The following is a 21129-nucleotide window of genomic DNA, read 5'->3' on the forward strand; positions in this document are numbered from 1 at the left end:
TATTTTCAATCAATAAGTTTGATCTATGTTGTCTTGCAATGACCGCAAATGCCGACAAGGTGTATCGTACCAACTGATTGAATCAACCGGGAAAAACATGACCGTAACGACAATCGCGACCACCCCCTACCAGGACCAGCAGCCGGGCACTTCGGGCCTGCGCAAGAAGGTTCCGGTGTTCCAGCAGCAGAACTACGCTGAAAACTTCATCCAGTCGGTCTTCGATGTGCTGGAAGGTTTTACCGGCAAGACGCTCGTGGTCGGCGGCGACGGTCGCTATTACAATCGCGAAGTGATCCAGAAGCTGATCAAGATTGCCGCCGCCAACGGTTTTGGCCGCATCATGGTGGGTCAGGGCGGCATTCTTTCGACGCCGGCCGCCTCCAACATGATCCGCAAATACAAGGCTTTCGGCGGCATGGTCCTTTCGGCCAGCCACAATCCCGGCGGGCCGAATGAAGATTTCGGCATCAAGTACAATATCGGCAATGGCGGGCCTGCGCCGGAAAAGATTACCGAGGCGATCTTCGCCCGCTCCAAGGTGATCGACCAGTACAGGATCGCCGATGTGGCCGATGTCGATATCGACACGATCGGCACCACACGGATCGGCGACACCGAGGTCGTCATCTTCGATCCCGTTACCGATTATGCCGAACTGATGGAGAGCCTGTTCGACTTCGACGCCATCCGCGCCATGATCAAGGGCGGATTCCGCATGAAGTTCGACGCAATGCACGCGGTGACCGGCCCCTACGCCACGGAAATCTTCGAGAAGCGCCTTGGCGCACCAAAGGGCAGCGTCGTCAATTTCGTGCCGCTGCCGGATTTCGGCGGGCATCATCCGGACCCGAATCTCGTCTACGCCAAGGATCTCTACGATCTTCTGATGTCCGATCATGCGCCGGATTTCGGCGCGGCTTCCGATGGCGACGGCGACCGCAATCTCATTATCGGGCGCGGCATCTTCGTCACCCCGTCTGATTCGCTTGCCATGCTCGCCGCCAATGCGCATCTGGCGCCCGGCTACAAGGACGGCATCAAGGGCATTGCCCGGTCCATGCCGACCAGCGCCGCCGCCGACCGCGTGGCGGAAAAGCTCGGGCTCGGCATGTTTGAAACGCCGACCGGCTGGAAGTTCTTCGGCAATCTGCTCGACAACGGCAAGGTGACGATCTGCGGCGAGGAAAGCTCCGGCACCGGCTCCGACCATGTGCGCGAGAAGGACGGCCTGTGGGCGGTTCTGCTGTGGCTCAATATTCTGGCGGTGCGCAAGCAGAGCGTGAAGGAAATCGTCGAGGAGCACTGGGCGCGTTTCGGACGCAACTATTACACCCGCCACGACTATGAAGCGGTCGATTCCGACATCGCGAGACAGTTGGTGGCCGACCTGCGCGGCAAGCTTGCCTCCCTGCCCGGCACGACGGTCAACGGCCTCACGATCGAGAAGGCCGACGACTTCGCCTATCGCGATCCGGTCGATGGCTCGATCAGCGAACATCAGGGCATCCGCATCTATTTCCCGGAAGGCGGCCGCGTGGTGCTGCGCCTGTCCGGCACCGGCACGTCGGGCGCCACCATCCGCATCTATGTCGAGCGCTATGAGGCCGACACCGCCCGGCACAATCTCGACACGCAGGAAACGCTGGCTCCCTACATCGAAGCGGCAGAACAGATCGCGGAAGTGAAGAAGCGCAGCGGACGGGCGGAGCCGTCGGTGGTTACATGATTAGGGGAATAGGGCAGTAGGGCAGTAGGGCAGTAGGGCAGTAGGGCAGTAGGGCAGTAGGGCAGTAGGGCAGTAGGGCAGAGAAGGATATGTGCGTTGCGGTCGTCCGCAACCAAACATATTCCCCTACTCCCTTACTCCCCTATTCCCTTAACATACTGCCTTACTGCCCTACTGCCTTAACCCCTTAATCAAACACAATCGCCGGCGCTGGCTTCCCAGCCCCCTTGCCGCCCTTCATGTTGTCCCAGACTTTGGCCGCGATATCGCGGTAGATTTTCGCGTGTTCGCTCTCCGGCTCCTTGACCGTGATCGGCGTTCCGGCGTCCGAATAGGCCCGCACATCCATATGCAGCGGCACTTCGCCGAGGAACGGCACGTCGAGACGTTCGGCCTCCCTGCGCGCGCCGCCATTGCCGAAAATATCGTAGCGCGCGCCGGTGTCCGGCGCGATGAAGTAGCTCATGTTTTCGACGATACCCAGAAGCGGGACATCCACCTTGCGGAACATGTTCAGCCCCTTGCGCGCATCGATCAGCGCCAGGTCCTGCGGCGTCGAAACAACCACGGCACCCGCAAGCGGCACCTGCTGCGCCATGGTGAGCTGCGCGTCGCCGGTGCCGGGCGGCATGTCGACCACCAGCACATCAAGCTCGCCCCAGGCCACTTCGCGCAGCATCTGCGTCAGCGCCGACATGACCATCGGGCCACGCCAGATCATCGGCGTTTCCTCGTCGACCATAAAGCCCATGGACATGACCTTGATGCCGTAATTTTCCATCGGCTTCAGGATGCGGCCCTCCACCGTTTCCGGGCGGCCGGAAAGGCCGAGCAGGCGCGGCATGGACGGCCCGTAAATATCGGCGTCGAGAATGCCGACCTTAAGCCCGTTGGCGGCAAGGCCAAGCGCCAGATTGACCGCCGTGGTGGACTTGCCGACGCCTCCCTTACCCGATGCAACCGCGATGATCGCGCCGACGCCCGGAATGCCCGGCTTCGTTGCCGCGCGCTGCGGCGGCGCGGGATGGCGGTGCTGCGCCGGTGCGGCTGCTGGTCTAGCTTGGGGTTTTGGTGGCGGGGGCGCGTCGTCGCTGGTGCGTCCGCCCTTCTTTTCGGCGGTGAGCGTGACCAGCGCGCCGGTGACGCCCGGAATTTCCTTCACCGCCTTCTCGGCGGCAAGCCGCATCGGCTCCAGCGCGTCGGCGCGCTCGGCAGGAACCGTGATGGAGAAGAAGACCTTGCCGTCGGCAATAAAGATATCCGACACCAGACCGAGCGACACGACATCGCTTTCGAAATCCGGTCCCGTCACGGCCCGCAGCCGCTCCTGAACCTGTTCGCGTGTTACGCTTGCCATTTCGATTCCTTTAACGAAGGCAGTAAGGGAATAGGGGAGTAAGGGAGTATGTTTGAGAACATATTGCCTTACTGCCTGTTCCCATACTCCCCTACTCCCCTATTCCCATTTCACCAAGAGGCCAATATTCATTCAGGCCGCTTCCTCACAAACGGCCGCCTCGGGACGGTGGCCCATGAGATAAAGCGCGCAGGTCGTGCGCAGCATGGAGGCGAAGTTGGGGATCGCGCCATTGGCCTCCAGCGCTTCATCGTAAAGCGTCGATATGAAGCGGGGCGTGGTCAGGTTCTGGCTGGCCGCGATCTCGTCCAGCAGGCGCCAGAAGGTGGCCTCCAGCTGAATGCTGGTGGAATGGCCGCCTATGCGCACGGAGCGGTTGATCTGCCGGTAGCCTTCCGGGTCCTGCTCGGCGAAAACCTTGCACATGGGTTCCTCCATTCATTAAGAGCACGAAACTGGCTGTGGTAGCCGATTGCCACCACGCCGTGGTTTTTTCTTCCATAATCGACAACCAGCAAGACAATCGCAAGCCGCATTTGACGAAGCGGCGAAAGAAACAGGAGTAGCATGTGGCCAAAGCCATTCATTCGATGATCCGTGTTCTCGACGAGGAAAAATCCGTTTCCTTCTACAAACAGGCTTTTGGCCTCGATATTGCCGAGCGCATCGATTTCGAAACCTTCACGCTGATCTATCTGCGCAATGCCGAAGCCGATTTCGAAGTCGAACTGACGGTCAACAAGGGCCGCACCGAGCCTTACAACCTGGGCGACGGCTACGGCCATCTTGCCGTCGTGGTCGATGATGTCGATGCCGAACATGCCCGCTTCAGCGAACTTGGCTTCAAGGTCGGCAAGCTCGTCGATTTCAAGAACAATGGCGTGCAGCTTGCCCGCTTCTTCTTCGCGGAAGACCCGGACGGCTACAAGATCGAAGTTCTGCAACGCGGGGGCCGTTACCAGTAGGCCCGCCCCATCATCCTTCATGGCCGGGAGGAGCGGCCCTGAAGGATGCGAATGCCAGCGCTCCCGGTGGTGGAAATCTCCGGGAACGCACAGCCAGCCCGCCCATTCCGGACGGGCAAGCAATGGAGGAGAACCGAATGACAACCGTTTTCGACGGTCTTTCCACCCGGGAGAAAAAGACGCTGTCGCGCCGCGACATTCTCAAGCGCGGCGCGGGCCTCAGCCTCGGGGCCATGCTGGTCATCAGCGGCAACGCCGTTATCTGCCCGCAATTCGCATGGGCGCTCGAGACCGCCACGCTCAAGCCCGAAACCATGGCGACCCTGATCCAGCTCGCGCGCGACATCTACCCGCACGACAAGCTGCCCGACCGTTTCTACGCCATCGCCGTCAAGCCCTATGACGCGGATTCCGCCAAGGACGAGACGCTGAAGAAGCTGATCGAGGACGGTGTCGCCGATCTGGACAAGCGGGCCGGAGCCGGAGGCTATCTCGGTCTGGGCTGGGAGGAGGAGCGCGTCGCGATCCTGCGCGATATCGAGAAAAGCCCCTTCTTCCAGAAGGTGCGCAGCGGGCTTGTGACCGGCCTCTATAACCAGAAGGAAATCTGGCCGCTCTTCGGCTACGAGGGCGAGGCCTATTCCAAGGGCGGCTACATCCAGCGCGGCTTCGACGATATCGAATGGCTGTAAGCGCCCTGGCGCCGGAACACACCAATTTCAAAGCGGCATCCCCGTCCTGCAAGCGCCTTGCCTGCGGAAACGGGAGAGCATTGGGAGGAAACAATGGCTGCTCCATATGATCTCAAGAACGATAAGGTCGTCGTCATCATCGGCTCGGGCGCAGGCGGCGGCACGCTCGGCAACGAACTGGCCCAGAAAGGCATCGACGTCGTCATTCTGGAAGCGGGAAAACGCCACGAATTCGAAGACTTCATCAATGACGAATGGGACAGTTTCGACCAGCTCGCCTGGCTCGACAAGCGCACCACATCGGGCAGCTGGCGCGTGTCGCACGATTTCCCGAACCTGCCCGCATGGATCGTGAAGGCCGTCGGCGGCACCACCACGCACTGGGCGGGCGCATCGCTGCGCTTTCAGGATTACGAGTTCCAGACGCTTACCCATTACGGCAAGGTCGAAGGGGCGAACCTGCTTGACTGGCCGATAACGCTCGCCGAACTGGAACCCTATTACGTCAAGGCCGAGGACAAGATGGGCGTCACCCGCACCAACGGGATCGAGGGTCTGCCGGGCAACAATAATTTCAAGGTTCTGAAGGCGGGCGCCGACAAGCTCGGCTACAAGGAATGCCATACGGGCCGCATGGCGATCAACTCCGCCCCACGCGACGACCGCATGGGCTGCCAGCAGACCGGCTTCTGCTTCCAGGGCTGCAAATGGGGCGCGAAATGGTCGACGCTCTATACGGAAATCCCGAAGGGCGAGGAAACCGGCAGGCTGGAAGTTCGCCCGGAATGCACGGCGCTCAAGATCGAGCACAATGCGGCTGGCAAGGTGACGGGCGTGCTCTATGCCGACAAGGACGGCAAGCAGCATTTCCAGAAAGCGCGCGTCGTCTGCGTGGCCGGCAATTCGATCGAAAGCCCGCGCCTCCTGCTGAACTCGGCCTCGTCGAAATTCCCGGACGGCCTTGCCAATTCCTCGGGACAGGTAGGGCGCAACTACATGCGCCACACCACCGGCTCGGTCTATGCCTCATTCGAAAAGCCGGTGCACATGTATCGCGGCACGACCATGGCGGGCATCATCCGCGACGAGGCCGCGCATAATCCGAAACGCGGTTTCGTCGGCGGCTATGAGATGGAAACCATCTCGCTCGGCCTGCCCTTCATGGCGGCCTTCCTCAATCCGGGCGGCTGGGGACGCGGCTTCACCTCGGCGCTTGACGATTATGTCAACATGGCGGGCCTGTGGATCGTCGGCGAAGACATGCCGCAGGAGAAAAACCGCATCACGCTCAGCAAGGATGTGAAGGACGAACACGGCCTGCCGGTTCCCGATGTCTATTATGACGACCATCCCAACGACATTGCCATGCGCAACCATGCCTATGCGCAGGGCAAGGCGCTTTACGAGGCCGTCGGCGCGATCCGCACCTTCCCGACGCCGCCCTATCCGTCAACGCATAACCTGGGCACCAACCGGATGAGCGAAAAGCCGCAGGATGGCGTGGTGAACAAGCACGGGCAGACGCATGACATCAAGAACCTGTTCGTTTCCGACGGTAGCCAGTTCACCACCGGCGGGGCGGAAAATCCGACCCTGACCATCGTGGCGCTCGCCATCCGTCAGGCGGATTATATTGCCGAACAGATGAAGAAGCGGGCGATCTGATCCAATCGGATCGAAACGCGCTCTAAAGGACGGCCCGGAACTGTCGAACACAAGGCCACTTACTCTCTGTCAGGGGCGCGGTGCGTTAACATTCTAGCCGCCAGCCATAAGTTGTCGCCGGATAAAGAGTTCGGCGACAACTCGTAAACGGCCCCGGTCGCGCTTCTTGCTTTCCGGAAATACTCAGTTCTTTTCTGGGATTTCAGCTTTGCCGTTGGTCAAGCGCCCATTGATGAAGTGAGCGACAGCGCCGAAAGCAGCCGTGCTCAGCAGCAACGTCGCCAGCAGATTATTGTGAAACATACCAGCAATAAAAGCCAGCAGGACGAGAAGTACAAGCCCGGCAAAACCATAATTCATCCCGCGCCGCGCATCGTTTATTTGATGATCGACGATCTTTTCTTCCATCCGCCGGTTATGGTCCTGCGCTTTTTCGGCCATGCTTATTATGCGTTCAGCCGAACCCGGTACAATATCTTCATATTCGCGAAGATGCTTCGGGTGGGCGATTGGACCTGAAAACTGCTCGTTGGACATGACGGAGACTATTCTGGTCAGAACAGCCTCTCGTTGTTGCTGTGGCAGAAGCGGACCGATCTGCCTTGAAATTTCTTCCGCGAGCGTCGTTATTTCAGGCGGCGCTTTTGTGGCCACGCCTTTTTGTTCTTGCTTTTCTGGTTTCGGATTCAATTAGAGAGCCCTGTTTTTCAGTGGCTCGCGAAAGAAACATCCCTGCATCCGCCCAAGCCTTGTAAACATTGACGCTATACTGGCGTGGACGCTCTATTCGTGTTTTTGCAAAGAAGGAGAAGGGCGCTCCAAAACCGGACGCGAACCCTTCTTTGAAGGATTTCGAGAACATCGGATTAGTCCCTTTGCGTTTCTTTATCATCACTACCAATTATGCCCCCGCCATCGGCAATTCAATTCTTCAAATGTGAAATTTATGCAATCTTTTCGTATCCCCCGCCTGTTCTACCCCAAAAGTGAGCCTAATTGATCCTGACAGAAACAGCAAGGATCAGAGGCCATCTTATAGTACCTGCCCGCCTGCGGGATAATTTTAAGGCAAGTCTGGAGAAAACCGCTGGCGCGACCAATTCGCGCCGTTTCTGTTTGATGCTTGGCAAAGACGGGCTGCATGGGATACGTAATCTCGGCTTGCATGGAGAAGCTTTGAGTTGAAGACGAGCATCGGCCAATATCGGATGTCTCTGGCGATACGCATACTCAGCGTATTCGCCCTGATGTTCGTCGCCTTTGCGCACAAGCCCGTCGACCTCAATGCGCCCGACAGCTACCTGCTGGCCCAATACCAGTTGCCGGATGGCAGCTATCCGGTGCTCTGCATCGGCGATCATGGCTCCGATCCGGACCAGAAGGGCCATGACAAGCACTTCAGCAACAATGGTTGCGAAGCCTGCCGGATTTCCTCCGCCTTCCTGTGCCCCGCGCCAGCCGGTTCCACCGGTGCCGCCCCGCACATCGCCATGGCCGACGGCATCGTGCCGCCGCAGCCCATCCTGCGGCACAGCACCTACCCGCCATCGGCACCGCCGCAAGCGCCGCCTCTCGCCTGAATATGATCTTTTGAATGAATGCCCCCGCATTCGGAATTGAACGCGCCCGAACCCCGTTTCGGCGTGCCTACCAATGATTATTCAGGTTTGAAACAATGAAGAACCATCGTCTTTTCGCCTCCGCAATCTCGCTTGCCGCGCTGTGCGCTTCCGCAGGTCTGGCACAGGCCCATTCCTCGCTCGACCAGGGCGAAGCCAAGGCCGGCAGCTTCTACAAGGCGACCTTCCGCGTGCCGCATGGCTGCGACGGCATGGCCACGACCGAAGTGAAGATCGAGCTTCCCGAGGGCTTCGTTTCCGCCCAGCCGCAGGCCAAGGCCGGCTGGAAGATCGAGACCGCCAAGGGCGACTATGCCCGGAGCTACAAGGTGCATGGCAAGGACGTGACCTCCGGCATTCGCGAAGTGCGTTTCACCGATGGCAGCCTGCCGGGCGATTTCTATGACGAATTCACCGTCGTCGGCCAGCTTGCCAAGTTCGACAAGGACACCACCCTCTCCTTCCCCGTGACGCAGCTTTGCGGAAGCGCCGCATCGGTTGCCTGGACGGAAATTCCCAAGGAAGGCCAGAACCCGCACGATCTCGAACATCCCGCGCCGCAGCTTCTGGTGAAGGTCGTCGGTGCCGATGACGGACACGGCGAACATGGCGGCGGTCACGGCGATCATGGCCAGATGGGCAAGATGGACCATGCCTCCATGCAGGCGGCGGCCCCGACCAGGCTCGGTGAACTGGAAATCACGGCTCCCTCGGTGCGGGCCATGGTTCCCGGCGCCAAGGTTGCTGGCGGTTTTCTCACCATCGCCAATGACGGCAAGGAGGCCGACAAGCTGGTTTCGGTGACCACCAAAGACGTCAAGCGCGTCGAAATCCACGAAATGTCGATGCAGAACGACGTGATGAAGATGCGCCAGCTTGAAGGCGGCCTGGAGATTCCGGCAGGCGGGAAGGTCGAGCTGAAATCCGGCGGTTACCACCTCATGTTCATCCAGCCGGAGAAGCCCTACAAGGAAGGCGAGACTGTTTCCGTCACGCTGGAATTCGAAAAGGCCGGCAAGGTGACGATCGACTTCCCCGTCACCGCGAAAAGCGGCCAGAAGGACGAAGACCATTCGGGTCACTAGAGCATGGTTCGACCCGAGTGCACCCTGCCGGCGCGTCTCCAGAGCGCAATCCGGCCTGAGTGAAACGAGGATCGATCAAGATCATGCTTGAAGAAGTCAGAGCGCCGGTCTGATCCATACAGGTCGAAAAGCTCTGATGCGCATCCCGACACCGTTTCAAGGTTCGGGATGCCCCCGACACTGCGGTCGCATATTCGTCAGGCCGTGGCGGAAGAGTAATTTTCGCGTACCGCGCGGAGCGTATTTCCGGACATGATCCCGAAAGGCCGCAGGCTTTTCGCAAAAGATCATGCGGCGGAGAAAGTGACGCGGGCAGGATGCGCAGACCGATTGCTCTTTGCAGCCCGGCGTCCCGGAGAATGCGACTGTGGTGAGCAAAGGGGCGGATGATCCGCGTTGTCTCTCCCTCGCGCATTATGCGCCCGTTTGCCGCAACCGCTGAACCCCCGCAGCGGTTGCGTTCCTTCCTGAATGCTGTAAACATGACTATTAGAGTCTAGAATAATTCCAAACAATTGAAATCCAACAAGATTTTAAACTTGAGTAATTGACTCCAGATGGATTTTCGGGCTTTTATGGATGGTGCAAATTCACAACCTTTGATGTCTGGGCCTTGAACCCTTTCGATTGGAGGACCCTATGATTGGTCTCGGCGAATGCCGGTCCGCAAATGTCGACGGCCTGCCCTTGCAGCTTCGTCTCCTGCCGACCGGATATTGCAATGTGCGAGGGGAAACGGAACGTTTCCGGACGGGCGGGCTTAGCTCCGCATCCGCAGCCTCGTGTTCGTTCCGCTCCTTCTTCGGGAGGCGGACATGAATATGCGCATATCCCAACTGAACGGTGCCAACACCGCAGGCTATTTCGACCGCCTGCCGGAAAAGCTGGTGCTGGAAGGCTATCGCCGCTGGACCGCGGGTTTCGAGACGGGCTCGATCATCCCGTGGGAAATGACCTGGGGCCTCTATTCGGAAGTGCTTGGGGCCTCCGAGGCCAGGCGGGCGGTGGGCGAGCTGTCGCATTTCATCCGCGTTCTGCGTCATTGCGCCAGCTGTCCCTTGCGGGCCTTCCCCTTCGATTCGCACCATGTCTGCCGCGAGGAATGCCTGACGCTGGGGCTGATTTCCGGCATCCAGAACCGGGACGCGCTGTTGCTCGATACCTGCCTTGAAGCCATTGCCTGTCATCGCCGCTGCGACGATGTGGCAGGGGCTGCGCGCAATTTTGCCGACACGCTGGCTGATTTCGGCCAGACTTTGTTGCCAATACCGATCCATGCCATCGACAGCGCCTTGAATTTTACGCCGCGCGCGACTTTTCACTGAACGGCCCCTGACGGGCTCCCGACTGAAATGTCCCAGCGTCTGCGAATGAACGTGATTCGATATTTTAAGCCGCCGTCCATCGGCGCAAGGAGATAGAAATGCAGGCCAGAACCGAACGACGCCTCGGCATTGCCGCCGCCCTCGTCCTGACCGCAGGAGCGTTTGTCATGCCGGGCGTATCCACGCAGGTCGTGCAGAACCAGGTCGCGCCGCAGAGCCATATCCATATGGCTTCGGCGGAAAACCTGCGCGCCGAACTGCGCCATTTCGTCAGGCTTGGCGAAGCCATGCCGAAGTCGGTGCGCTTCGAATAAGCTTTTCAAACTGAAACGGAAAAGGCCGCGCCTGATCTGGCGCGGCCTTTTTGTTTGACCCGAAACGGTCGGTTTCACTCCAGCGACGTCCGGCCCTGGAGCATTTCCAGCAAAATTGTGAAACGTCTATGCGGGGAAATCAGTTCACTGGACTGATCTCTTATCCCGCTTCGATGCGTTGGAACAGGAGCCGCTCTAGCCGACGATGATCGGCGCCTTGCCCTGCACGCGATTATAGAGATCGATGATGTCCTGATTCATCAGGCGGATACAGCCCGAGGACATGGACTGGCCGATCGACCACCATTCCGGCGAGCCGTGGATGCGATAGCCGGTGTCGCGGCCGTTCTGGTAGATATAGAGCGCGCGGGCGCCGAGCGGGTTCTGCGGGCCGGGTTCCTGTCCGTTGCGGTACTTTTCCAGTTCCGGCTTGCGCTGGATCATTTCCGGCGGCGGGGTCCAGCGCGGCCATTGCTTCTTGTACTGGACATTGGCGGTGCCCTGCCACTCGAAACCGGCCTTGCCGATGCCGACGCCATAGCGTAGCGCCTCGCCGCCCGGCAGGACGTAATAGAGATAGTGGTCCTTGAGGCTGACCACGATGGTGCCCGGCGCCTGCCCGGTCGGGTCCGGCACGATCTGGCGGCGGAACTGCTTCGGCACCTTGTCATAAGGAATGGCCGGGAGATCATAGGGCCCTTCCTTCACCGACGCATACATGACGTCCGGCGTAGTGATGGCCCTGTCGACGCTGATCTGCGGGCGCATCGGCGTGATCCCGCCCGTCGACATCGGATCGACATTCATCTGGAAGGCCGACATATCCATCGTCTGCGAACAGCCGGCAGCACCGGTGAGGAGGATGGCTCCGGTGCCGAAAAGGAAATGGCGGCGGCTTAGATCATCACGCGACTTCGACATGCAACTGACCCTGAAACAAGGGATGAAACGACGGTTGAAAAACAGCCGCAACGCGACCGCCATACTGAACAGCAATTTGCGTTCTTATGGTTGAAGAACGGTTAAACAACTCGCGCAAACGTGTCTGAAAATTGCAGTTTAAAGCTTAAATTGCAGCGATCCCCGCCATTCAATCGATTTAAACATCAAGGCAAATACGGGGAAGATGTGTCAGAAGTGGTTTTTTGGTGGCGAAATTGTGGCTTTTACGCCTTTTCACTATCTGAAGTTGCGCCCAGATGGCAAAAGGCCGGGTCAAAAAACCCGGCCCCATGCGACTATTGTACTGCGGCGATCAATAATCTTTTTCGTAGAAGATGCCGCCGCTGGAATCGCCTTCCGCACCCAGTGCGCCCTTGGCCTTGAGGTTGCGGGTGATGTCGAGATTGATCGTGCCCTTGGTCGAGCCGCCCGAGCCTGCTTCGACGCCCAGATAGATATTGTCGCGGATATAACGTCCGGCGCGAACCGCCGTCTGGCCCTTCTCATCCGTCACCACGTCGAGATCGTCGAGACCTGTCCCGGCGCGCAGCTTGTTCATCAGCGAGTTGTTGGAACCGCCCGCAAGTTCGGCTGCGGCAGCGGCAAGCTGTGCGATCTGGAACGCCGACAATTCGCCGATGGAGCGCTTGAAGATCAGCTGCGCCAGCACTTCGTCCTGCGGCAGTTCCGGCGTGGAAGAGAACTTGATGTCGAGATTGTCGACCGTACCCGTCACCGTCACGATTGCCGTGATTTCATTGCCTTCCGAGCGGGCCACGAAGTTGAGCTGCGGATTGAGATCGCCCACCAGCGTGACATGTCCTTCGTCGAAGGTGATGCGCTGGCCGAGAATGCCGATGCGCCCACGGATCATGTCGAAGGAGCCGACCGGCTTGATATCGGTCACCGGCCCGGTCAGGCGAAGGCGTCCGCCCAGTTCCGTATCGAGACCGCGACCGCGCACGAAAATCTGGTTCGGCGCATTGATGAGAACGTCGAGGCGCGGCACGGTTGGGCGCGCTGTCGGGGTCGGCACCCGGCTGCGGCGCGTTTCAACCCGGGCGCGATCGAGCGTCACCTGAACATTCTTCGGCGTGTTTTTGTGGCGGACCGGGACATAGGCCGCGCCGCCGCCGAGATTTTCCGGCACGGAGATTTCGGCCCGGTCAACGTCGATGCGGCCTGAGATCAGCGGATCGCGCATCAGCGGCCCATTGATCGTAATCCCGCCATTGACGGTCGCCACGACCAGCTTGCCGTCGGCATAGCGGGCGCGATCGAGCTTGATCTCGATATTGGCCGGGAAGTTTGCTTCCGCGTTGGTCGAGATCGTGCCGCTTGCGGAAACCGATCCGCCGCTGCCAAGCGCGGCATTGACCTGACGCAGCGTGATGGTTTCGCCATCCATGCTGCCCATGACATTGATATTGTTGAGGCGGACATTGGTATCGGGATCGATGAAAGTCGCGCCATTGGTGGAGAACATGCCGCGCAATTGCGGACGGTTGAAGCCGCCCGAAACGCTGGCCGTCAGCGTCAGCGTCCCGTTTGCCTGCGCGCCGCGATCCGCAAGGAAGCGATTGGCGAGCGCCAGCGGAACGCTGCCATTGACATTGACGCCAAGCCCCTGCCCCGAGAACGGCACCTTGCCGCTGGCGGTGACGTTGAGGCCGCGCGGACCGTCGACGGTGACCGACGAAAAGTCGATGGCCATGGCCGCATAGCTGCCCGCAGCCTGCAAGGTGAGAGGCGCAAGTCCGTTTTCCCGCAGCGGCCGCGCCGCAAGGCCGGTGCCGCGCAGGTTGAAGGTCGCCGCAGGGTTGGTGAGCGGGCCGGTGACCCGCGCCGTGCCGGTGACATTGCCCGCGAGATCCTGTCCCTTGACCGCACCGTTGAGCGCCGTTAGCGGAAGATTGGCGAGGTTGACGTCGAGAGCGAGATCACCTTTTCCAAGCGGCACGCCGCCATTGGCGCGCACATCGATGCCGCCGCCTCCGGTGACATGCGCATCGACATTGAGCCGGTTATTGGCCGAGGTGCCCTTGGCATCGGCATTGAGAGCGGCAATGCCCTGCTTTTTGAGTTCGGCTGCCGTCACGCCGCGCGCCGCCATGTCGAAGGCGACATTTGGCGCTTCCTTGGTGCCGGTGATGCGGGCCGTGCCGTTGACCGTGCCGCCAAGCCCCAGTTCCGGCTTGAACGTATTGGCGAGCGCCAGCGGCAGATTGGAAAGCGCCACCGAAAGATCGAGACGGCCATCGACGACGCCGTTGACCTTGACCTGACCGGCGCTGGCATCCGCGCCCGTATTGATGACGATATCCCCGAAGGAGATTTCCTCGCCCTTCATGGAAATGGTGGCGGGCGCGGCCAGATTGGCGCTGAGCGTGCCCTGCTTCACATTGGCCGAGGCGAGCCCCAGTTCGAAACCGCCATCCTTCGGCTCAAGCGAACCGGCGGCGCTGGCAACCGTGCCGATCTTCAGTCTGGTATTGGCAGTGAAATCGGTCTTCGACCCGGTCGCATTGGCCTTGGCGTCAAAGCTGTCGATGCCGAAGGTGCCGACCATGATGTCGCGCGCCGCGGCATTGCCATCGACCACCGGCACACCGAACAGGTCCCGCGCCGTCAGCGCAATATCAGCCGAGGTGATGCGGTTGCCATTGACCTTGATGCCCTTGGCGTTTGCGGTGACGGATGCATTCTGGCGACCGTCACTGGCGTCAAGCGTAATGTCGGCATTGGCGGCGCCGGTCGCTTCGGCAAGCGCCAGGGCTGCGGCCGTGGAAATATCCGGGGCGTCGAGCTTCAGCGCGCCGGTCAGGAGGCCTTTCGCGTTCTGGGTCACATTGCCGGAAAGATGCGCGCCGCCCGCGTTGAAGACGAGATCGGTCAGGCGCTTTTCGTCATTGACGATATCGATCAGCGTCCCCAGATCGACGCGCTGGCCGTTGAGGAAGGCGCTGCCCGCAAGCTTGCCGGACAAGGCGGCACCCGTCGTGGCGTTGCCGTCGAGCATGGCGTTGAAATCGAGGCCGCCTTCGGAAAGCTTGCGCCCGGCCAGAGTGCCTTGCGGCGCATCGGCGCGCAATGCGAGCGCGATCAGCTTGTCGTCGCCGCGCGCGCTGCCCTTGACCGTCATCCGGCCCGACGCCTGATCGGAAAGAAGCTTGAGATCGGACAGCATGACGCCGAAATCGAAATTGGCCTTGTCGGAGGCAAAGGAGCCGTTGGCGGTAATTTCGCTCAACTCGTTGCCGATGCGGAAATCGCGCGCCGAAAAACCTTCCGCGCTGCGGCCAAGAGCACCGCCCAGCGTAACCGCGCCATCGAGAATGCGGTCGACGGCTTGCGTGCCGGTGCGCATGTTCTGCGCCGTGCCGCTAAGGTCGAGCTGGAAAGCGCCGCTGATCGGGCGGACGATGCCCCTGGCGTTGACATCGATGCTGCCCGCAAGGTCACGATCAGCCAGAGCGCCGAAAGGCGCGAGGCTCGCCACCTTGGCGGCGATATCGCCATTGAAGGCGAAGTCGTCGATATTGCCCTTGAGATCAAGGCTGAGACCGTTGCCGGAGATGTTGGCCTGCGTCAGATCGACCGGGGAACCGGCGCGCCATGCGCCGTCGACGGCGAGCGCGATCCGGTTGCCGAGCGCCTCGGCGATTTCGGCGCGTTCCGCCGAAATGCCGTCCACCCCGCCATTGACCTTGAAGGTGATATGGCGATTGGTGGCGTCATTCAGGTTTTCGGCAACGCCGCCCATGTCGAGCGCGATGCTTTCAGCAGAAATCGTGGCGTTCCTGAGACCGGCAATGGCAAGCGTTCCCGTCCAGTCATTGGTCGGGCGATCCCCAAAAGCGACCTGGAATTTCGCATTGTCGATATAGGTTTCAGCCCCCTTGACCGGCAGGAGAACGCGGCCCTTGCCTTCATCGGCAATGGAAGCATCGATGTGCAGCTTGTTCAGGAAGCGGTCATTGCCGGTTTCGGCGGAAGCCTTGAGCTTCAGGGCCGCGCTGTTCAACGCCAGATCGTCGAGACGGAAACCACCTGCATCCTTGAGGAAGCCATCGGCGGAGAGCACCGTTTCGGCACCGAAGAAATCGCGGAATACCGGCGGCACCAGAACCGCGATCGGACCGTTGAAACGGGCGGAGAAAACACGGCCGCCATCGGGCGCCTGACCTTGCCGGTCGAGCGTGAACTGGCCCGTCAGCGTGCGGCTGCCATTGGTGTCGAGCGCAAGATCGACCTTCAACCCGTCGAGCGGACCGGCGCCCGTCAAGGTGAGATCGACCGGGGGGCGGCCATCGATGTTCAGCAGATTGGCGACGATGCCATTGGCCGGTTCCGAGACTTTCAGGTCGAGATCGACCTTCTGGTCGGCATTGGCATAGGCGGCGCGAAGAGCGAAAGTGCCGCCCGGACCGTCGAGGCGCTTGATATCGAAACTGGAATCCAGCGAGCCATCGGCAAGCGACAGGCGACCATTGGCCGACACTTCCGATTCGAGACCGAAAATGTCGGGCCCGAAATGCAGGCGCGCAATGGCGAGCTGGTCGAGATTGATCGAGATCGGCAGTTCCGGCAGGCTGAAGCTGGACGATTCCGGAGACGGCAGGCTGTTGTCCGGCAATGGCTTGCGGATGACGTCGATGCGTTCGGCGGCAAGCGACTGGATGCTGAGACGCCCGACCAGGAGCGCGGTGCGGCTCCAGTTCAGCTTGGCATTCTCGATGCGCAGCCACACGCCTTCGCGGTCGGCGATGGTGATCGAGCCGACGGTTGCTTCCGAAGACAGAACGCCGCTGATGCCGGAAATGGAGATGCGGCGGTTGGGCGCGGAAAGCTGGCTTTCCACGAAGGACAGGAAATAGGATTTCTCTTCTTCTGCTGGTGCTTCTGCCTGTTCCTGTCCAGAGGCCTGATCTTGAGCCTGAGCGGGAACCTGAGCTTGAGCCTGCAACTGCTTCTGCTGTTCCGGCCAGCCGAAGATGACTGCCGTGATGGCGAAAGCGACGAAGGCGATGATTGCGAGAAATCTGGTCAAAACGCCTGTCCTATACCTACGTACAAGCCATAGCTCGGATCGCCCGAGCGGCGGTTGAGCGGAACGGCGACATCAAGGCGGATCGGCCCAAGGCCGGTCAGGTAGCGCAGACCGCCACCGACGCCGACACGCATCTGTTCCGAGAAATCGGGGAACGACTTTTCACCGACATAGCCGGCATCGACGAATGCCACCGCCCCGATCGAATCGGTGATGCGGGCGCGCACTTCGCCATTGGCCTCGACGAGCGAACGCCCACCGACGATCTCACCATTGCCTGCGCTGACGCCGATATTGCGATAGCCGTAACCGCGCACCGAGCCGCCGCCGCCTGCCAGGAAGAGCTGGCTTGGCGGCAAGTCCGCAGCGGATGCGCCGACTATCGAACCGACCTTCAGGCGACCCGCCAGAATCACCCGGTCCTTCGCGCCGAAACCGTAATAGGTGCGGCCTTCAGCGGTGAAGCGGGTGGCGAAATTGCCATACTGGAATTCATAGAAAGGCTGGATGTTGCCTTCCAGATAGAAGCCCGAACTCGGGTCCGGCTTGTTGTTGCGGCTGTCATAGAGGAGATTGCCCTCCAGACCCGCCGTCGTGAAGGTGCGGTCGCCATACACATCGTCGTTGAAGCGGCCATGGCTCGCCTTGGCATAGAGCGCGCCCGACAGTTCATCGCTGAATATCTGCGTGAAACCGGTCTTCGCATTGACCGAGGTTTCGGTATAGGCGTCCAGCACTTCGCGCTTGGCGTCGAGCGATGCGACGAAATCCGTGTCCGGCGTATAGACGCCCGGCTTGGTAAAAGTTGTCCCCAGAAGATAGGTGAAGTTCTTCGGGTCGAAGGAATTGTCCTGCGTGCCGCCGATGCCGCTGACCTTGGCGTCGAAGCGCAGGCGCTCGCCGCGCCCGAACAGGTTGCGGTGCATCCAGTATCCGGTGAGGCCGAAGCCGTCGATGGTCGAATATTCGGCACCGAAGCCGAAGCGGCGCGGCTTGCGCTCCTGCACGTTGAGCGTCATCGGCAGGCTGCCGTCCGGCTCGATCTTTTCGGCTTCCTCGAAGCTCATGGCGCGGAAGACTTCCATGCGGCCGAGACGCTTCTTTGCTTTCTCGATATCGTCGGGATCGTATTCCTGGCCTTCTTTCAGCCCCGTCATCCAGGCGACGAATTGCGGGTCCATGCGCGCCGTTCCGACAACGCTGACCGGCCCGTAATGCGCCTTCTGGCCCGGATCGAGCGAAATATCGGCGGAAACCCGGTTGTCGGCATGATCGGCCACGATGTCCTGATCGGTAACGCGCGCCTTGGCGTAGCCCTGCTGGCGCCATGCCTCGACGGCGAGACGCTCGGCCCGGATGACCGTGCCCGAACGCGCCACCTGTCCCGGTGCAAAACCGGCTTCTTCGGGCGATTGTACCTGATCGCGCTTGTCGACCGGCGGCGGCGCTATATTGGAGATCGCGGTGCGCGCGAACAGGAATTGCGGGCCGGGATCGACGGTGATGGCGATCTTCGGATCGTTTGGAATATCCGCATCGGGCGGAATTTCGTTCGCCTCGCGGCCATCGACAAGGATGGAAATGGTGCCGCCATAGCGGCCCTCGCCATAGAGCGCGGCCAGGATGCGGCGATAGTCGCCGCGCGCCTTGGCGAGCAGTCCGGCGGAACCCGAAGCGGGCCGCTCCGCATCCGCGACGAGGCCCGACGCGCCTTCGATGATGGATTTCAGATCGGCTTCAGTGCCGTCCGCATTCTTGCGGTCGCCCGTGGTCGTGACCTCGACCGTATAGGTCTTCGGGTCGATGATATCCGGGTCTTCCTTCTTGTCCTCGCCCCACAGGCGGATTCCGAACAGCTCGAATGCCAGCGCAGGCGACACCGTGAGCGAGGAAAAATGCGCCGCCAGCAAAAGCATGGCGATGCTCTTTCCCTGTATCGTCCTGTTACTCCAAGTCATACGCGTTACTGTCCGGTTCCTGTCTATGCGGTCGCCTGGCAGCGTCCCGTTCACACCCCCAGCCCAGGACGTTTCAGGGATTACCATGGGGAGAACAGAACTCCAAGCGACAACGCTAGATATGGACCATTTCAGTCAACGGAGTATTAACGTTACCACACTCCTGCAACCGCTCGCGCAGGTTGAGCGGACAGCGCCGCGCATTCGCCGGTGATTATCGAAAATTCCCAAAAAGCGCGGCCCGCCGGCGGGGTGTCGGCGGGCCGCCCATCAGGTCACGGGAGGAGGGAGGAGGATGACCTGACAGAGCCGATTCGATTAGGGGTTGCGATCAGCGGCCAGCATGCATCGGGCGCACATTGCCGAAATGACCGCCGCCGAATCCGCCGAAGCCGTGATTGAATGCGGGCCTGTTGAAACCGGGGCGATTGAAGCCGCCGGCGTTGAAGCGCGGCCTTACCGGACCCGGGCCCCAGTAATGGCCAGCCTGCCGGGTCCGCCATGCAGGGCCGACGCCCCAGCGCGGATCCCAGCGATTATGCCCGCCGCGCCAGGACTGGCAGTTACGGCCAATGCAGCCATTGTAGTAGTTCGGGCCGCCGCGCCAGCCTCGTCCCCAATAGCCGGGACCCCAATAGCCGCCGGTGGCCCAGCCGACACCGAGGCCAGCGCCGAAGCCCGGCGCCCAGCCGTCATAATAGCCATTATCGACGACCACGGTCGTCGTGGACGGCGCGGCATAGGCCTGGCCTCCATAGGAACCGAAGCGGATATAACGCGCCGACACCCAGCCGGTGCCGTTGCCGCTATAGACCTGGCACCAGCCGTTGCGGCAGGAACCGGCATTGACGGCGGCACCCGCGGGAAGCGCCGCCAGCCGGGCATAATTTGCGCCCGGCCCGGAGCGTATATTGACAGCAGCCGAAACATAGGCCGTCGCCGCGAAAGCAACGGCGGGCGTGATCAGAACAACAGCCGCAACGGCGGCGCCGATAACATGATTTTTATTAAGCACTCTCTTAAATAATGACATCACATATACTCCAGATTTGCGAGTACGCAGAGACGCAATAAAGTATCAAACAAAATCGATACTACGCCAATATTGGCATGGATGCAAATATCCGACTCAATAATGGTAAATCAATGCCGTATATTATACTTTTCTACACTTGGATAATTCAACCATCGTCTTTGCTTTACCGACAATATAAACAATTTTACATAAATTTTACTTTATCTTTAACCATGCGGCTTTGGTTGTCGATCGCGCAAAAGAAAGGCGCCCCGGAATGAACCGGGGCGCCACGCGGCTTTGGGGGAGAGAGGGAGGATAAAGCCGCGATCACGGGCCGTCAGGCCAGTTGTTTCGCGAGGTTCGCAGAAGCATTCCCCGCAAGTATTGCGGTGCAGGGAATGCCCTTGGCGAAGCTTATGGCAGGTTGCGCACGTCTTCCGGCGACATGTACATCGGCATCATATTGGTATCGAGGTGGTGCATGACCCAGATGGAGCCTGCAAGCACGATGGCCAGAATGATGACCGTGAAGATGAGCGCCAGAATGTTCCAGCCGCCTTCCGACTTCGGATCGAGATGCAGGAAATAAACCAGATGCACCAGTATCTGCACGACGGCGAGACCGAGCACGATGGCGGCGGTGGTCGCGGGCGTGAAGTAGCCGTTCATGGCCAGCATGAAGGGAACGACGGTGAGGACGACCGCCAGCACGAAGCCGATAAGATAGGACTTCAGGCTGCCGTGAGCGGCGTGGTCATGTGTTTCGTGTGCAGAGCTCATCACAGTACACCCAGCAGGTAGACAAGGGTAAAGACGCCGATCCAGATGATGTCCAGGAAGTGCCAGAAGAGGCTGAGGCACATCACGCGCGTCTGGTTCTTTTCGGTCAGGCCGTCACGCAGGAGCTGGGCGGAAAGCACCAGAATCCAGATCAGGCCGGAGGTGATGTGAAGACCGTGGGTTCCCACCAGCGCGAAGAAGGCGGACAGGAAGGCGCTGCGGCCCGGACCTGCACCTTCATGGATCAGGTGATTGAACTCATAGACTTCCATCGCGAGGAAGGCTGCGCCCAGCAGGAAGGTGATGCCCAGCCAGAACAGAAGGCCGGCACGGTTCTTCTTGAACATCGAAAGCGTTGCCAGACCATAGGTCAGCGACGACACCAGCAGGAGCATGGTTTCGATCAGGACGAAGTTCAGGTCGAACAGTTCACGGCCGGTCGGACCGCCCGCGAACTGGTGCGCCAGAACGGCGTAGGTTGCAAAGAGCCCCGAGAACAGGACGCAGTCGCTCATCAGGTAGATCCAGAAGCCGACCAGCGTGGTCGACCCTGCATCATGATGATCCTCGTGGGCGGGGTGCTCGTTTCCGCCCAGGAACGGAGCGGCGGTTGAAATGCTTGCGCTCATC

General features: G+C 60.3%; 17 protein-coding genes. 8 read left to right on the plus strand and 9 right to left on the minus strand.

Features of this window, described 5'->3' with window-relative positions; genetic code table 11:
* Positions 1-97: 97 nt before the first annotated feature.
* A complete protein-coding gene (locus tag ACOWVS_RS09845; RefSeq protein WP_021587706.1) occupies positions 98-1729 on the plus strand; it encodes an alpha-D-glucose phosphate-specific phosphoglucomutase in 1632 nt (543 codons plus the stop codon).
* A gap of 187 nt (positions 1730-1916) precedes the next feature.
* Here ACOWVS_RS09845 and apbC read toward each other — a convergent pair whose 3' ends face one another.
* Both apbC and ACOWVS_RS09855 read right to left on the minus strand, forming a co-directional pair.
* Positions 1917-3086, minus strand: a complete 1170-nt coding sequence (apbC, locus tag ACOWVS_RS09850) for an iron-sulfur cluster carrier protein ApbC (protein ID WP_006465780.1) — start codon at positions 3084-3086, stop codon at positions 1917-1919.
* 132 nt (positions 3087-3218) lie between these two features.
* On the minus strand, positions 3219-3512 hold the full coding sequence (locus ACOWVS_RS09855) for a ribbon-helix-helix domain-containing protein (protein WP_006471202.1): 294 nt from the start codon (positions 3510-3512) through the stop codon (positions 3219-3221).
* A 143-nt stretch (positions 3513-3655) separates the two neighbouring features.
* Here ACOWVS_RS09855 and ACOWVS_RS09860 point away from each other — a divergent pair, with 143 nt between their 5' ends.
* From ACOWVS_RS09860 to ACOWVS_RS09870, 3 genes are all read left to right on the plus strand, one after another.
* A complete protein-coding gene (locus tag ACOWVS_RS09860; protein ID WP_021587705.1) occupies positions 3656-4051 on the plus strand; it encodes a VOC family protein in 396 nt (131 codons plus the stop codon).
* A 137-nt stretch (positions 4052-4188) separates the two neighbouring features.
* Entirely contained in the window at positions 4189-4743 is a 555-nt protein-coding gene (locus ACOWVS_RS09865; protein WP_021587704.1) for a twin-arginine translocation pathway signal, read from the plus strand.
* Between the two features lie 93 nt (positions 4744-4836).
* Positions 4837-6408, plus strand: a complete 1572-nt coding sequence (locus ACOWVS_RS09870) for a GMC family oxidoreductase (protein ID WP_006471204.1) — start codon at positions 4837-4839, stop codon at positions 6406-6408.
* A 183-nt stretch (positions 6409-6591) separates the two neighbouring features.
* Here the strand turns inward: ACOWVS_RS09870 and ACOWVS_RS09875 are convergent, their stop codons facing one another.
* Entirely contained in the window at positions 6592-7098 is a 507-nt protein-coding gene (locus tag ACOWVS_RS09875) for a DUF2335 domain-containing protein (protein WP_021587703.1), read from the minus strand.
* A 491-nt stretch (positions 7099-7589) separates the two neighbouring features.
* On the opposite strand from ACOWVS_RS09875, the gene ACOWVS_RS09880 reads away from it, so the two are divergent.
* From ACOWVS_RS09880 to ACOWVS_RS09895, 4 genes are all read left to right on the plus strand, one after another.
* Positions 7590-7988 carry a hypothetical protein gene (locus ACOWVS_RS09880; protein WP_021587702.1) on the plus strand — a complete coding sequence of 133 codons (399 nt, stop codon included), beginning with the start codon at positions 7590-7592 and terminating at the stop codon, positions 7986-7988.
* Between the two features lie 95 nt (positions 7989-8083).
* Positions 8084-9112 carry a DUF1775 domain-containing protein gene (locus tag ACOWVS_RS09885; RefSeq protein ID WP_021587701.1) on the plus strand — a complete coding sequence of 343 codons (1029 nt, stop codon included), beginning with the start codon at positions 8084-8086 and terminating at the stop codon, positions 9110-9112.
* Positions 9113-9927: 815 nt separating this feature from the next.
* Complete coding sequence (locus ACOWVS_RS09890; RefSeq protein WP_021587700.1) at positions 9928-10437, plus strand: hypothetical protein; 510 nt, start codon at positions 9928-9930, stop codon at positions 10435-10437.
* Positions 10438-10535: 98 nt separating this feature from the next.
* The gene (locus ACOWVS_RS09895; RefSeq protein WP_006465772.1) at positions 10536-10751 is read left to right on the plus strand and encodes a hypothetical protein; all 216 of its coding nucleotides are present in this window, start codon (positions 10536-10538) and stop codon (positions 10749-10751) included.
* A 195-nt stretch (positions 10752-10946) separates the two neighbouring features.
* Here the strand turns inward: ACOWVS_RS09895 and ACOWVS_RS09900 are convergent, their stop codons facing one another.
* The 6 genes from ACOWVS_RS09900 to cyoC all read right to left on the minus strand — a co-directional run bounded on the left by ACOWVS_RS09900 (position 10947) and on the right by cyoC (position 21128).
* A complete protein-coding gene (locus ACOWVS_RS09900) occupies positions 10947-11672 on the minus strand; it encodes a L,D-transpeptidase (protein ID WP_006471206.1) in 726 nt (241 codons plus the stop codon).
* Positions 11673-12006: 334 nt separating this feature from the next.
* Positions 12007-16743, minus strand: a complete 4737-nt coding sequence (locus ACOWVS_RS09905; RefSeq protein WP_075041830.1) for a translocation/assembly module TamB domain-containing protein — start codon at positions 16741-16743, stop codon at positions 12007-12009.
* On the minus strand, positions 16740-18659 hold the full coding sequence (locus ACOWVS_RS09910; RefSeq protein WP_075041829.1) for an autotransporter assembly complex protein TamA: 1920 nt from the start codon (positions 18657-18659) through the stop codon (positions 16740-16742). The genes ACOWVS_RS09905 and ACOWVS_RS09910 overlap by 4 nt, the downstream gene beginning before the upstream one ends.
* Before the next feature lie 373 nt (positions 18660-19032).
* Positions 19033-19734, minus strand: coding sequence for an SH3 domain-containing protein (locus tag ACOWVS_RS09915; RefSeq protein ID WP_031347174.1), 702 nt, complete (start codon positions 19732-19734; stop codon positions 19033-19035).
* Positions 19735-20133: 399 nt separating this feature from the next.
* Entirely contained in the window at positions 20134-20499 is a 366-nt protein-coding gene (gene cyoD, locus ACOWVS_RS09920) for a cytochrome o ubiquinol oxidase subunit IV (RefSeq protein WP_006471211.1), read from the minus strand.
* Positions 20499-21128, minus strand: coding sequence for a cytochrome o ubiquinol oxidase subunit III (cyoC, locus tag ACOWVS_RS09925; RefSeq protein WP_006465767.1), 630 nt, complete (start codon positions 21126-21128; stop codon positions 20499-20501). Before cyoC ends, cyoD begins: the two co-directional genes overlap by 1 nt.
* Between the last annotated feature and the right edge of the window lies 1 nt (position 21129).

The organism is Brucella sp. IR068 (assembly GCF_049065885.1).
Taxonomy (GTDB): Bacteria; Pseudomonadota; Alphaproteobacteria; order Rhizobiales; family Rhizobiaceae; genus Brucella; species Brucella intermedia.